The sequence below is a fragment of the Bacillus sp. 005/A4HT-01/001 genome, from assembly GCF_004634445.1.
GTDB classification, from domain to species: Bacteria; Bacillota; Bacilli; order Bacillales; family Bacillaceae; genus Bacillus; species Bacillus altitudinis.
In genome coordinates this window covers 84,282-98,904 of sequence record NZ_SEIZ01000006.1, presented here as the reverse complement: position 1 = coordinate 98,904, position 14,623 = coordinate 84,282, and the positions used below count along the sequence as shown (strand labels likewise).

The 14,623-nt window shown below is 39.8% G+C and carries 13 protein-coding genes; 10 read left to right on the top strand and 3 right to left on the bottom strand.

The annotated features are described in order from the left end of the window. Positions 1-2: 2 nt before the first annotated feature. Entirely contained in the window at positions 3-194 is a 192-nt protein-coding gene (locus ES896_RS16605; protein ID WP_035391946.1) for a hypothetical protein, read from the bottom strand. A gap of 107 nt (positions 195-301) precedes the next feature. On the opposite strand from ES896_RS16605, the gene ES896_RS16600 reads away from it, so the two are divergent. From ES896_RS16600 to ES896_RS16565, 8 genes are all read left to right on the top strand, one after another. After that, positions 302-2,518, top strand: coding sequence for an RNA ligase (locus ES896_RS16600; protein WP_035391944.1), 2,217 nt, complete (start codon positions 302-304; stop codon positions 2,516-2,518). A gap of 64 nt (positions 2,519-2,582) precedes the next feature. Beyond that, complete coding sequence (locus tag ES896_RS16595; protein WP_135227050.1) at positions 2,583-3,293, top strand: DUF421 domain-containing protein; 711 nt, start codon at positions 2,583-2,585, stop codon at positions 3,291-3,293. A 228-nt stretch (positions 3,294-3,521) separates the two neighbouring features. Beyond that, entirely contained in the window at positions 3,522-4,103 is a 582-nt protein-coding gene (locus ES896_RS16590; protein ID WP_007499369.1) for a TetR/AcrR family transcriptional regulator, read from the top strand. A gap of 21 nt (positions 4,104-4,124) precedes the next feature. Next, on the top strand, positions 4,125-7,268 hold the full coding sequence (locus ES896_RS16585; RefSeq protein WP_135227049.1) for a bifunctional cytochrome P450/NADPH--P450 reductase: 3,144 nt from the start codon (positions 4,125-4,127) through the stop codon (positions 7,266-7,268). A gap of 244 nt (positions 7,269-7,512) precedes the next feature. Further along, complete coding sequence (locus ES896_RS16580) at positions 7,513-8,421, top strand: trypsin-like serine peptidase (RefSeq protein WP_048001486.1); 909 nt, start codon at positions 7,513-7,515, stop codon at positions 8,419-8,421. Positions 8,422-8,567: 146 nt separating this feature from the next. Further along, positions 8,568-10,562 (top strand): glycosyltransferase family 39 protein, encoded by a 1,995-nt coding sequence (locus ES896_RS16575; protein WP_135227048.1) that lies wholly within the window; start codon positions 8,568-8,570, stop codon positions 10,560-10,562. A gap of 227 nt (positions 10,563-10,789) precedes the next feature. Continuing rightward, positions 10,790-11,170 carry a NucA/NucB deoxyribonuclease domain-containing protein gene (locus ES896_RS16570; RefSeq protein WP_224559893.1) on the top strand — a complete coding sequence of 127 codons (381 nt, stop codon included), beginning with the start codon at positions 10,790-10,792 and terminating at the stop codon, positions 11,168-11,170. 143 nt (positions 11,171-11,313) lie between these two features. Next, positions 11,314-12,162 carry an STAS domain-containing protein gene (locus ES896_RS16565; RefSeq protein WP_048002683.1) on the top strand — a complete coding sequence of 283 codons (849 nt, stop codon included), beginning with the start codon at positions 11,314-11,316 and terminating at the stop codon, positions 12,160-12,162. A 32-nt stretch (positions 12,163-12,194) separates the two neighbouring features. Here the strand turns inward: ES896_RS16565 and ES896_RS16560 are convergent, their stop codons facing one another. Continuing rightward, the gene (locus ES896_RS16560) at positions 12,195-12,737 is read right to left on the bottom strand and encodes an IseA DL-endopeptidase inhibitor family protein (protein ID WP_017359584.1); all 543 of its coding nucleotides are present in this window, start codon (positions 12,735-12,737) and stop codon (positions 12,195-12,197) included. Between the two features lie 296 nt (positions 12,738-13,033). Between ES896_RS16560 and ES896_RS16555 the strand changes: the two genes are divergently transcribed. Continuing rightward, a complete protein-coding gene (locus tag ES896_RS16555) occupies positions 13,034-13,477 on the top strand; it encodes a hypothetical protein (protein WP_048002682.1) in 444 nt (147 codons plus the stop codon). A 47-nt stretch (positions 13,478-13,524) separates the two neighbouring features. Here ES896_RS16555 and lexA read toward each other — a convergent pair whose 3' ends face one another. After that, complete coding sequence (gene lexA / locus ES896_RS16550) at positions 13,525-14,145, bottom strand: transcriptional repressor LexA (RefSeq protein ID WP_007499350.1); 621 nt, start codon at positions 14,143-14,145, stop codon at positions 13,525-13,527. Positions 14,146-14,304: 159 nt separating this feature from the next. Between lexA and yneA the strand changes: the two genes are divergently transcribed. After that, on the top strand, positions 14,305-14,616 hold the full coding sequence (yneA, locus tag ES896_RS16545; RefSeq protein WP_007499348.1) for a cell division suppressor protein YneA: 312 nt from the start codon (positions 14,305-14,307) through the stop codon (positions 14,614-14,616). Positions 14,617-14,623: the final 7 nt, after the last annotated feature.

Sequence of the window (14,623 nt, the reverse complement as noted above, 5' to 3'; positions counted from 1 at the left end):
TTTTACTCTTTTAAATGATTTTTTTCAATTACTTTGTTTAATCTAGCCTCGACTTTCTTCAATTCCACTTGTTTTCTTCTTATCATTCGAATCGCGATGACAACGATGGTCACGATCAATGCAATGAATAGAAGAGAAAATACTTGAAATACGATATCCCCAATGTTGAATGCAGTATTCGCTTCATTAGGCATGTGTAACCCTCCTTATATCTATATATTACCATAATCAATAAAAGATTGAGATTTATCCATAATTTATCTATAATAGGTAAAATATCACTCATTAAAGGAGAACCATTATGAGAACTTTAGTCCTTTTACGAGGTCTCCCAGGTGCAGGTAAATCAACTTGGATCAAAGAACAAGGCTTAGAACCATATACATTATCAGCGGATCAGATCCGTCTGTTAACCCAGCCTCCGCAGTTATCAGTCAATGGGAAACCGGAAATTTCAAGCAAACATGATCATAAAGTCTGGTCTTTATTATTTGAACTCCTCACAGCCCGAATGGAACGAGGAGACTTTACTGTCATTGATGCAACACATGTCACAAGTAAGTCCATTTCGCAGTATAAATCATTAGCTACTTCATACCGCTATAGAGTGTATGTCGTCGATTTTACGCAAGTGCCTCTTGAAACAGCCCTGCTGCAAAATCGCGGTCGAGAGCCGCACAAAGTAGTGAAGGAATCTGTGTTATATCAAATGAATGAACGGTTAAAGACAGAGAAGGTGCCTTCATGGGTAACCGTTTTGACGCCTGAGGAATATCCAGTCATTATGACGTATCAGCCCAGGTCTTTTGATCAGTATGAAGCCATTCACGTCTTCGGTGATATTCACGGCTGTTACACAGCTCTAAATACTTATTTGCAAGGAGACTTGAAAGAAAACGAGCTTTATATCTTTGCAGGTGATTTGCTTGATAGAGGAATAGAAAACAAGGAAGTTTTAGAATGGATGCTGGCACATAGAGAATGCCGCAATGTGATCGTCATTGAAGGAAATCATGATCAGCATCTTTACAAATATGCACATGAAGAAAAAGTGAGAAGTAATATGTTTAACCGTCATACTGCGCCTGAAATTGCGGAAGCAGGTTTTGACCTAAAAGAATTAAGGAAGTTTGTCAGAACATTTCATCAGCTCACCTATTTTACGTATCATGGTCAGACATTTCTTGTCACCCATGGTGGGCTTGCCCATTTGCCAGAAGAGCTTCTGCATGTCTCAACGCAGCAGCTTATTCACGGAGTAGGTGAATATTCAGATGACATTGACCACTTATTTGTGCAAAATACTTCTGGATTAGATATCATTCAAATTCACGGTCATCGCAATTTATATAGACTGCCTATTCAAGCGGCGGAAAGATCTTATAATCTCGAAGGTCAGGTTGAATTTGGCGGACAGCTACGTGTGTTAAAAATCACAGCAAGCGGGATTGAGACACATGAAATTGACAATCCTGTCTATAGAGCTTCTGAAAACAAGCAACCGGTCTTTGTTCAGCCCAATGTGACGCTGGATGATTTTTTAGCCCATTTAGATCAGCATGAATATGTACAAGAATTAAAGCTGCCACACGATATTTCATCTTTTAATTTCACCAAAAAAGCATTTAGTGAAAGACAATGGGATGAAATAAATGTCAAAGCAAGAGGGTTGTTTATCAATATGACTTCAAAGCAGATTGTGTCTAGAAGTTATAATAAGTTCTTTAATATTGATGAACGTCCTGAAACCAGAATGCAGCATTTAGTGAATCATCTTCAATTTCCTGTGACGGTCTATGATAAAGCAAATGGATACTTAGGCACGGTTGGGTTTAACGACATAAAAGATGAACTGGTGTTTACGTCCAAGTCGTATACGTCACATGTGAAGCAAAATCAGCATGCTGCTTGGGTCGAAGAGCTATTTTATGCGACCTTTGACGATGTGCAGGTCGACTACATCAAATCATACGTACGCGACAACCATGTATCCCTTGTATTTGAAGTCATTTTGCCAGAGAAAGACCCGCATATTATCACATATGATCATGATCAACTCATTTTACTTGATATCGTGAAGCGTCAGCTGAGCTATGAAAAAGAACCATTTGCTGAAGTGAAAAGGCTCAGTGAACAGCTTGGCATGCGGTGCAAACAGCAAGTGGCAGTGTTTCATGATTGGACTTCTTTCTATAAATGGTATCAATCTGTATCACATGATGACACAATCAAAGAAGAAGGTTATGTCATTGAGGATAACAGCGGCTTTATGACCAAGTTAAAGCTTCCTTATTATCAATTTTGGAAGCAAATGCGATCCATTAAACAGCGTGTTGCAGATAAGCGCTCCACCCAAAAATATATGCAGGCTTTGCAAACAGCAGAGCAAGCAAGATTTTATACATGGCTACTCGAGCAAGATCCAGTAAACGTGAGAAACAGCTCAATCATTGAGTTGCGTTCACAATTTGAGCAAACGGAAGCGGCCCATTTGAATAATGACGGAATAAATGCATAGTCTAACAAAGAGTCTTTTCTAGAGAAAAGGCTTTTTTTCATGAAATCGAAAGGTGGAAGCTGAAATGCCAGATCATATTGAAGTCATTCTTCGAACCATATTCGCTTTTGCTATTTTATTCGGCGGTGCCCGTCTTCTTGGAAAGCAAACCATTGCACAAATGAATATTTTTGATTTCATTGCGGCGATCAGTCTAGGTTCAATTGCGGCGAACTTGGCGTTTAATACTACACTTCCGCTTCATCACACAACCATTTCTTTTGTGACACTTGTGATCATTATTTATGTGATTTCTTTACTTGCTTTAAGAAGCCGGAAGATGAGAGGTTTTATGGCTGGTAAACCAACGCTTGTGATTCAAAATGGCAAAATCCTTGAAGAGAATATGAAAGGAATGAGGTATACACTTGATTATTTAAATCAACAGCTCAGAGAAAAGAATGTGTTTGACATTAGTGAAGTTGAATTTGCAATGATTGAAACAGATGGGCATATGTCGGTGAAAAAATACCCTTCATTTGATTATGTCACGCGAAAAGATCTTAACCTATGGATGCAGGCAGAGCGTTACATGCCCATTGAAGTCATTATGGACGGAAAGCTCATTTTGAAAAACCTTCATGAAAACCAATTAACGGAGCAGTGGATATATGAAGAAATTCAAAAAAGGCAGCTGTCTTTAAAAGACATTGTTTATGCGGTTCGTTCAAGTAATGGCAGTTTATATATTGATACATATGACGATCACATCCATTCTCCAATTGACCAAGAATGAACATATAGTTCAGACGACACCCGCGCGTCACAGAACTGCCAATATTTATAAGTCGTTTGGATGTCATCTATCTAGGTATCATTTCTCAATTATTATTATTTTCAGAAAATGTAGTGACGGAGAAAAATAAGTATGTTTAAGTATAAATAGAAGAATTTAAAATATTAATATAATATACACCAAGCGGAATGAATATTCATTCCTGATAAAACGAAAGGAGAGGATGAAATGCCCGCAGCAACTACTGATAAACAGGAGCAGATTATGAAGGCTTCTCTGGACTTATTTATTGAACGGGGTTTTGACGGTACAACGATGCCGATGATTTCGAAAAGAGCCAATGTTGGAGCAGGAACCATTTATCGTTATTTTGATAGTAAAGAGGCTCTTGTGAACATTTTATACCAGCGAAGCCTGACTGCATTTATCGACAAGGTGAATACAAACAGTCCAGACCCTAAAGCAAGCATTAGGGCTTATTTCAAACATGTCTTTTATTGCTTAGTGCTCTTTACAAAAGAGAATCCAAGTGGTCTGTACTTCTTAGAAATTGACAAACGCTCACACTATTTAGATGAGACAAGTAAAGAGAAGATGCAGCAGCTATTAAATGAGCTATTTCATATTTTTGAAGAAGGCAAAAAGGATGGAATTCATCCAAATCTTTCAGGGAGAACAATTTTATCCATTGTATTTGGAGCGTTCGTTCAGCTTCATAAACAGATTCTAGCAGAGGAAATTGAACCAACGATTGAATTTTTAGAAGATATTGAGCAATGCTTATGGCGTGCCATTAGCGTTGCATCATAAAGAAATAAAGGGAGTGGGCACATGCAACAAATATCAATCATTCCAAAACCAAAAACATACGGACCTTTAAAAAATATTCCTCATATCAAAAAAGGAGAGCTTTCTCAAACCTTTTGGCGGCTGGCAGATGAATTAGGGCCGATCTTTCAGTTTGAATTTTCAAAAGCAACAAGTATTTTTGTTTCCAGCCATGAACTTGCTAAAGAAGTATTTGATGAGAGGCGTTTTGATAAATTCATTGGAAGCAGTCTCAATAAAGTGAGAACATTTTCAGGGGATGGGTTATTCACAAGTTGGACAGAAGAGCCGAATTGGAGAAAGGCTCATCACATCTTGATGCCGGCGTTTAGCCAGCAGGCCATGAAGGGCTATCATGAGATGATGCTCGATATTGCCACACAGCTTGTACAAAAATGGCAAAGAACGGGCCGTGATGAAGAAATTGAAGTAGCAGAAGATATGACAAAGCTCACTTTAGATACGATCGGGCTATGCGGTTTTGATTTTCGATTTAACAGCTTTTACAAAGAAAATCAGCATCCATTTATTGAAAGCATGCTGAATGGTTTAAATGAAGCGATGGATCAAGCAAGTAGATTGCCGGTCGCAGATAAATTAATGATCAAAAGAAGAAAAAAATTTGAACAAAATGTTGATTTTATGAAGCAATTAGTAGATGACATTATTCAAGAACGGAAAAAACAAGATAAAACGGGCAATGATTTACTGTCTCTCATGCTACATGCAAAGGATCCTGAAACAGGTGAACGCCTGTCAGATGAAAATATCCGTTATCAAATCATTACCTTCTTAATAGCAGGTCATGAAACAACAAGTGGATTGTTGTCATTTGCGATTTATTTTTTACTAAAGAATCCAGACAAATTAAAAAAAGCCGTACAAGAAGCAGACGACGTGCTACAAGGCGAACTGCCGACATTTAAGCAGGTTCAAAAACTAAGTTATACGCGTATGGTCTTAAATGAAGCACTTCGCCTCTGGCCGACGGCGCCTACGTTCTCTCTTTATGCGAAAGAGGATACAGTCATTGGAGGGAAATATCCGATCAAAAAAAACCAAAGTGTCAATGTGCTGCTTCCTAAATTACATCGGGATCAAGCGGTTTGGGGGGAGGATGCAGAAGAATTCAAGCCTGAACGTTTTATGCATCCTGAAAAGATTCCACAGCATGCCTATAAACCGTTCGGAAATGGCCAGCGTGCATGTATTGGGATGCAATTTGCCCTTCATGAAGCCACGATGGTTCTGGCGATGGTTCTGCACAACCTTGAACTGATTGACCATACGTCGTATGAACTGGATTTAAAAGAATCCCTGACGATTAAGCCGAATGATTTTAAAATCAAAGTGCGGCCAAGAAAGCAGCAATTCTTTATGGCGCCTCCGAAAGAAGAACCAACAAAAAGCACGGCCTCTGCTGAAGCAAAAATAGCGAGTCATGGAACACCGCTATTGGTCTTGTACGGATCAAATCTGGGCACAGCAAAGCAGATGGCAAACGAATTTGCTGAAGACGGAAAAGCAAAAGGGTTTGACGTGACAACGGCACCGCTTGATGATTATACTCGAAAGTTACCAGAGTCAGGCGCAGTTTTAATTGTAACGGCTTCATACAACGGTCATCCGCCTGACCATGCGAAACAGTTTGTGGATTGGGTGACGCAGGATGAGGAGCAAGATCTATCAAACGTGACATTTGCAGTCTTTGGGTGCGGGGATCGAAATTGGGCGAGCACGTATCAGCGTATTCCTCGTCTGATTGATGAAGCACTTGAAAGAAAAGGGGCGAAGCGTGTAACGGATATTGGTGAAGGCGATGCGGGCGGTGATATGGATGAAGATAAAGAAACATTCCAGAAGACAGTCTTCGATGAGCTTGCAAAAGAATTCAATTTAACCTTGCAGGAGAAACGCCAAGAAAAGCCAAACCTATCCATTGCATATACGAATGAGCTAGTGGAACGTCCTGTTGCTAAAACATACGGTGCCTTTTCAGCTGTTGTATTGAAAAATCAAGAATTACAATCTGAAAAAAGTACCCGCCAAACAAGGCATATCGAACTTCAATTACCTGAAGGCAAGCACTATAAAGAAGGAGATCATATCGGAATCGTGCCAAAAAATAGTGCAACACTCGTTCAGCGAGTGACCGATCGTTTTAAGCTCGATCCAGATCAGCACATGATACTCTCTTCGGAAAAAGAAGCAAGTCATTTACCATTAAATCAGCCAATTCAAGTCGGAGAATTGCTGGCGTCACATGTAGAGCTGCAAGAGCCTGTGACACGTACTCAGCTAAGAGAACTTGCAAAATATACGGTATGCCCACCTCATCGTATTGAACTTGAACAAATGGCGGGAGAAATTTATCAAGAAGCTGTATTAAAGAAGCGTGTGACCATGCTTGATTTACTAGAACAGTACGAAGCATGTGAACTGCCATTTGATCATTTCTTAGCCCTTTTACCAGGATTGAAGCCTCGTTATTACTCGATCTCCAGTTCGCCAAAGGTAGATGAAAAGAGGCTTAGTATCACAGTAGCTGTTGTGAAAGGAAAATCATGGAGCGGACGCGGTGAATATGCAGGCGTCGCATCAAACTATTTATGCGGACTGCAAGAAGGAGATGAAGTGGCCTGCTTCCTTCATGAAGCTCAAGCAGGATTCGAAATGCCGCCTTCTCCTGAAATACCAATGATCATGATTGGACCAGGAACAGGTATCGCCCCGTTTAGAGGGTTCATTCAGGCAAGGGAAGCTTGGCAAAATGAAGGGAAGTCGTTAGGTGAAGCCCATCTTTATTTTGGCTGCCGCCACCCGCATGAAGATGATCTGTATTATGACGAAATGCAGCTTGCACAAGAAAAAGGAGCCGTCACCATCCACCGTGCTTACTCTCGCTACGAGGAGCAAAAAGTGTATGTCCAGCACTTCATTAAAAATGATGGAGCCAAGCTCATTGAATTGCTCGACAAAGGCGCCTACCTGTATATTTGCGGGGATGGAAAGGTCATGGCACCAGATGTCGAGGCAACACTTATTGAACTGTATCAGACTGAGAAACAGTGTGCGAAAGAAACAGCTGAACAATGGCTGACATCTTTAGCCAATGACAACAGATATGTAAAAGATGTATGGAGCTGATCATGTTGAAAAGAAGACAAAGGGCTAAAATAAATCACTTTTTAGCCCTTCGTCAACAATCTTGAAACCGCCAAAATGGCGGTTTTTCTTTTTTCATAGAGAGATCGCTAGAATAAATATTTGGAAGATACGAAACACCTAATTTACAAATGAAATATTTTGTAAAAAATAAGAATATTCTCTCATTTACTCCAATATGAAACAATCGTATCATTTTTGATATAGGACATAAAGGAGGAATATGATGAAAAAGGTGAAAAAATTAATCCCTTCTCTACTCGTTTTTGGTGCTTTAAGTGTGCCTAGTTTTGCCCATGCAGCATCTGATTCAGTACTTACGTCTGATTATGACATGGTGACTTCTGACGGAAAGGTGATTTCTTCAGCTGACTTCCACAACGATATGAAAACCCCCTCATCCTTTGACAAAGTGGATGATCTCTCTTCTACTATTGGCGAAAAAGTAAAACCACTCACAAAATATTTAAAAGACTTTCAAACAAAAGTAGTCATTGGAGACGATGGTAGAACAAAAGTGACGAATACAAGAGTAGCACCCTATAATTCTATTGCCTATATTACATTTGGTGGATCTAGCTGCACAGGAACACTCATTGCTCCAAACAAAATATTGACAAACGGACACTGCGTCTACAATACAGCCACAAGAAGCTATAGTGCAAAAGGGTCTGTCTACCCAGGCATGAATGACAGCACGGCTGTGAACGGCTCAGCAAACATGACCGAATTCTATGTACCAAGCGGATATATCAACACGGGGGCGAGTCAATATGATTTTGCCGTCATTAAAACAGATACGAACATTGGAAATACGGTCGGCTACCGCTCTATTCGTCAAGTGACAAGTCTAACAGGTACAACGATTAAAATTTCTGGATATCCAGGTGATAAAATGAGATCGACTGGCAAAGTGTCACAATGGGAAATGTCAGGTCCAGTCACGAGAGAAGATACGAATCTCGCATACTATACGATCGATACATTTAGCGGAAACTCTGGCTCTGCGATGCTAGATCAGAACCAACAAATCGTCGGGGTCCATAATGCGGGTTATTCAAACGGAACGATCAACGGCGGACCAAAAGCGACTGCTGCTTTTGTTGAATTTATCAACTATGCGAAGGCGCAATAAAAAATAGGGCATTCAGCTTGTTTCCTTTACAGGGCACAGGCTTTTTTTATCGTCAATTGCAGAAAAGTTTCTTTTTTTGTTCATCACTATTTCATATTTAAAAGCTATGCTGAATGAAATAAATGAAAAAGAAAGAAGAGATATGAGTGAAAAATAAAAAAATAGATATGATATTGTTGTTGATTTTATTGATTGCAGCTTTTCTCTACACTTATCAAATTTGGCAGAATGACAGTGCCAATCAATATTATTTAGCTGCAGTCAAAAGTATGTCCAAAAGCTTCCATCACTTTTTTTATGCCTCATTTGATGCAGCTGGATTCGTATCAATTGATAAACCACCCGTCGTTTTTTGGATTCAAACCATCAGTGCACTTATTTTTGGCTTTCATACATGGAGTGTGATATTGCCGCAGGCACTTGCTGGAGTGGGATCTGTTCTTCTTCTTTATCTCATGATAAAACCGGCTTTCGGTCAAGGTGCTGCAAGGGTGTCAGCGGCCGTTATGGCTCTCACACCAATTGCCGCAGCTGTGAGCAGAACAAACAATATAGACAGTATGCTCGTCTTCACATTACTTGCGGGTACGTATTTCTTGATGCGTGCTGTAAAAAGCAGGAAGATGCGCTGGCTTCTTATTGCCTTCGCTTTGGTAGCGGTAGGATTTAATATGAAGATGCTGCAAGCGTTTATGGTCGTTCCAGCATTTATTTTCTACTATTTTATTGCTGCTCGCGTACCGTTAAAAAAGAAAATTTTCTCGCTATTATGCTCGATCGTCGTATTAGCCTGCTTATCTCTATCGTGGGCAGTTACTGTAGATATGACAGCTGAAAGTGAGCGCCCTTATGTGGGAAGCAGTCAAACAAATTCAGTGTTAGAACTTGCCTTTGGGTATAACGGCACGGAACGGCTGCTTGGTCAGACGACAGGGAAATCCTTTGGTGACATGAACCAGCAAGCAGGTATGGTGATGCCAGACAATTCTGGATTAGGCGATTCGTCAGAGGATCAGTCAAACAGAAATCAGCCGCCGCCACCCCAAAATCAAATGATGCCACCTCAACATGGTCCAGATGGTGGTTCTCCGCCTGGAAGTGCTGTAGGTCAACAAAGCATGAATATGTATGGCACTGGGAATCCCGGTATATTTCGTTTATTTCAATCTGCATTGTCAGGTCAAATCAGCTGGATGCTGCCGTTTGCTTTGTTTGGGCTTTTAGGGATGATCATCAGCTGGTGGAAGGAGAGAAAAGCTCAATTAAATGAATGGAAACAAACGATGTTTTGGACAGCATGGCTGATTCCTGCTGCCGGATTCTTTAGTATTGCGAGTTTCTTTCACCATTACTATCTCATTATGCTTGCCCCGCCTATTGCAGCACTATGCGGCATAGGAGCTAAGAAGCTGGGAGAGTTATTTAAGGCTAACAAAGGAGTATCTGCGTATTTGCTTCCAGCAGCAATCGCTGTTACAGCCATCTTCCAAGGGTATATTTTGAGTAACTATACGACTCAAATCAGTAGTATTTGGATGTATGCCATTGCGATTGCGGGAACAAGTATTGCTATCCTATTGCTGATGTATAGAGAAAAACAATTGATCATGAAACGACTGCTCATCACTGCTTTGACAACGCTGTTACTGTTTCCAGGTTTTTGGTCCGCCACCCCAATCATATATGGTGGAAATGCTGTTCTTCCAGAGGCAGGTGTACAGCTGGCTAGTTCACGAGGAGGGAACATGTTTACATCTAGTGTCGATCAAGGCTTACTCACTTATTTAAAGGCGCATCAAACAGGAGAAACGTATTTATTTGCAACGCTTACGACTGTTACCGCAGCGCCATATATCATTGATGAAGATGAGAATGTCATGGCCTTAGGCGGTTTTAATGGGACAGATCCTATTTTGACTATCAACAAATTAAAAGCACTTATTCAACAAGGAAAGGTGAAATACTTTTTATTACCAGACAATCAGTCATCAGCTAACAGCAAATTGGTGAGCTGGATTAAATCACATGGTACAGTCATCTCATCAGAAGAATATAAACAATCCTCATCAGCTGAAGAGGGGATGCCGTCCGAGATGTCTTCACAAAACGAAACATTATATAGAGTAGATGAAATATCTTAAGTAGAACAAGGCGAATGATGAAGAAATCATTCGCTTTTTCTTATGAATCTTTTGCTAGGCAGATTCAGCTCATGTTTTTCACATGTCATCACGCAGCCACTCATACATTAAAAATGACTCATTTCCTTCAAGTCAACATCATTTCATCAAAAGTATGAGGAGGTCACGAGCTTTTGAAGATGAGAAAAGGCTGGATCGCTGCTGTCGTTCTTTGTTTTGTCATTTGGATGGGTGCGTTATTAGGTGGTTTTGGAGAGGATCGTTCCGCAAAAGGGGCAGATCGTTATGATCATGTGATTCAATTTCCTAAGGAACGGTATCCTGAAACAGGCAGTCATATTCAAGAAGCTATTCGAAAAGGGCACTCAGATGTGTGTACCATTGACCGAAATGGGGCAGATGCCCGCAGGCAAGAATCATTAAAAGGAATTCCCACAAAACCTGGTTTTGACCGGGATGAATGGCCGATGGCAGTGTGTCTTGAAGGAGGAAAGGGGGCGAGCGTTCAATATGTCAGTCCATCAGATAATAGAGGCGCTGGTTCATGGGTCGGGCATCAAATCAGCGGGTATCCTGACGGGAAACGAATTTTATTTATTGTCAAATAAGCATAGACAAGAGGCTCCTTGAGGGGGGCTTTTTTTGTTCAACAGGAGCGTATTCGAGCTAGCAGGTACAAAAGATTCAGTGGTACAATCAATCCATCAGGTACAAAGACTGACAAGTAGAAAATGTGAAGGGACATATGCTTATGGAAAAGAACCGTGCATTATACGATTTTTTCATGCAACATGCAGAGAAACTGACTGAAACATGGTATGAATCAATTGAGGATGATGATCCAGAATCCATTTATCGTTCAACAGATTCCAGCATCATAGCAGAGCTAAAACGGCAAAATCAAGATTATTATCAGCATTTTATACGCGCACTTATTGAAGACAAGACGTATTTACATACGAAATTTAAAAAATGGTCTGAAGACTTAGCAAGTGATCCAAAGCACTTGAACACGCCATTAGATTACGTCGTGAGAGAATATATGTCCAATCAAAGAGTGGTTCTTCATTACTTAAAAGAGTTTATAAAACAGCATCAAGGTGATATTGACATTGACCGAATATTTTATTGGTATGATTTGATATCTGAGGCATTTAACATTTCAATTCATGTCTTTATTCAGCAATATGTGAAAAATACCACCAAAAAACTCGTTGCACAAAGAGACATGATTTATGAGTTGAGTTCCCCAGTCATTGTGTTAAAAAGTCATGTTGCCTTATTGCCTTTAGTTGGAGATATTGACACTGCGCGAGCAAAGATTATCTTAGAAAATACATTAAAACAGTGTTCGCAAAAAGGTGTTCAACATTTATGTATTGATTTATCGGGTGTCGTCATCATTGATACGATGGTAGCACATCAAATCTTTGATCTTGTCACGTCACTTCGGTTAATCGGGGTTGATACGACCATTTCAGGTATTAGACCAGAAATTGCTCAAACGGCTGTACAGCTTGGACTTCCTTTTAATGAATTTCAAACGGCTTCATCACTTGCTCACGCTTTAGATCGTATGACTGAATTTTCATCCAAATAAAAACCAGGCCTAGTGAACGGCCTGGTTTTTATTTAGATCACAGCGTCAATTTTTGTTACTTTCCACTCGTTTTGTACTTTCTCGAAAGTGACAGTACGTTTTACTTTGCGTCCATCAAGTGTTGGTACTGTGAATTCGTATGTGCGGATTGTACTTTTCTTAGAGACGAGTTTAGGTGTTGCCTTATCCCAATTAAGCATATTGTCTCCGTCACCAACTGGCACAGCCATTTTTCCTTTATGAACGATGAACTGATAGTCTTTTAAACCGTGAGTAATGGCATCTTTTGTGAACACTTGAGATAGATAGCTGTTTAGTTTTTTCTTTGTATCAAATGTTTTAGACAGGTAGTTGTAAGTCATATCTTTATAAGTAAATGATTTTAATTTGTAATCTGAATGCTCTTTAATGTTGTAGCCTGACATCGCACTCCAAAAGTGTTCTCTTGCATCAAGGGCAATATGTAACGCTTCTTTATTTGTCAAAGCGGCTGATTTTTTGGAAGCGGCCAGTGTTGTTGTTTGTAATGAGATCATAAGCATAATAGCGGTTAATAAAACAAATAATTTTTTCAAGGCGATTGCCTCCTTTTCTCAATGAAAACTTCTTATGTTACAAATGTTACAATAGTTACAGAGATATTACAAGTATTAAATCTAAATGTTTTTTATTTCTTTTCTTTCTATCTATATAACGTTTGAGGGAGACAAAAAGTTTTCATTTTTTTATTTTTTTCTTCCTCATTAGTATTTAACCGTTCTAAAGAAGAATAAAACGTCTTTTGGAAAGATTTCTATTTGTCTCTTCAACACTCTTTTTTTATGTATGACATATACTGTCGTGATGAATGTCTAAGAAAGTGGTGTTTAGTATGTATAATCCATATGAAGGTACGTGGAATGGGTACTTTTACGATCGGCAGGTCCAAAGCATGCCGGCGTTTCCTATTTCTCAAGTTGGAGGATTTCCCGGCTTGCCATTCGGAGGGACTGGGCAAGGGCAAGGTGCAGGAGGACAATCGGTCCCGCCAGCCCCGCCGCAGCATATCATCTCGCAATATCAACAAGCAGTCTCTCAGCCTCAAAGTATGCAGCCGCTCATTGCAGGGCAGAGTGTAGGCGGAAGCCAGCAAACGGTTCAATTTGCAGCTGGATGTAATAGAAGGTGGACCATTGTGTTCCTTAGAAACGGTCAAGTATTTCTCATGTATGTTCTTTCCTCGCAGCCTTTTGGCCGTACAACGGGTTTTATATGGCCGAACTTTACATTTGGCTCGTTCCCAAGCTCCAGTATTCTTGCATATTCTTGTTCATAAAAGAAAAAGCCGGCTCTCATCAGCAATTGATGAAATACCGGCTTTTTTTAATGAATATTTCTAAATACGCCAATCACTTTACCTAGTATACTCACATTCTGTAAAATAATCGGTTCCATTGATGGATTCTCGGGCTGTAATCTAAAGTGTGTATCTTCCTTATAAAAACGTTTCACTGTTGCTTCATCTTCTTCTGTCATAGCCACCACAATATCTCCATTGTTGGCAGTGCTTTGCTGACGCACAATGACGTAGTCTTTGTCCAAAATACCTGCATCAATCATACTTTCTCCCATAATTTCAAGCATAAATACTTGTTCATCTGGCGCTGCAAAAGTTTCTGGAAGTGGGAAATATTCTTCTACATTCTCAACAGCCGTGATAGGCAAGCCTGCTGTGACTTTTCCGATGACTGGAACATTCATTACAGCGCTCTTTGGAATATTCATTTCCTCTTCATCTAGTACTTCGATCGCTCTAGGTTTCGTCGGGTCTCTTCTAATTAAACCTTTCGTTTCTAGTCTAGCTAAATGTCCATGGACAGTTGAACTTGATGCTAGACCGACAGCTTCGCCAATTTCACGAACGGATGGGGGGTAACCCTTGCTTTTTACTTCTTCTTTTATGAATTTCAGGATATCGAGTTGTCTTTTTGATAGCTTCGTCATCTTTTGCACCTCAAAACGTCAATTTTAAAGAAATTATAGCATGTTTTTCCTAACAGTACAAACATAGGTTCGAAAAAAACGTTTGACAGAAACGTTTGTTCGTATTTATAATGAGTGTCAGAAAGAACGAACACACATTCTATTAGGAGAGATGACATTATGAGGTTAAAGGAATCTATTATTTTTATTGGGCTATTCTCATTCATCGTTGGCATATTTCTCTCACTTATTGCAGTCACTAGCCATAATGATCCAAATCAATATGTTAAAATAGAGGTTCAATCAGGTGATACTCTTTGGGGATTAGCTGATCAAGTAAACGACAGTAAATCAATCGATAAAAATGCTTTTATTGACTGGGTAACTGAACACAATGATCTCGCTTCAACTGACATCCAGCCGGGAGATATCCTTGTGATTCCAGTTAAAAAAGAGCATCCAGTCGTATATCAACTTGCAACAGTACAGTAGAAAGGTC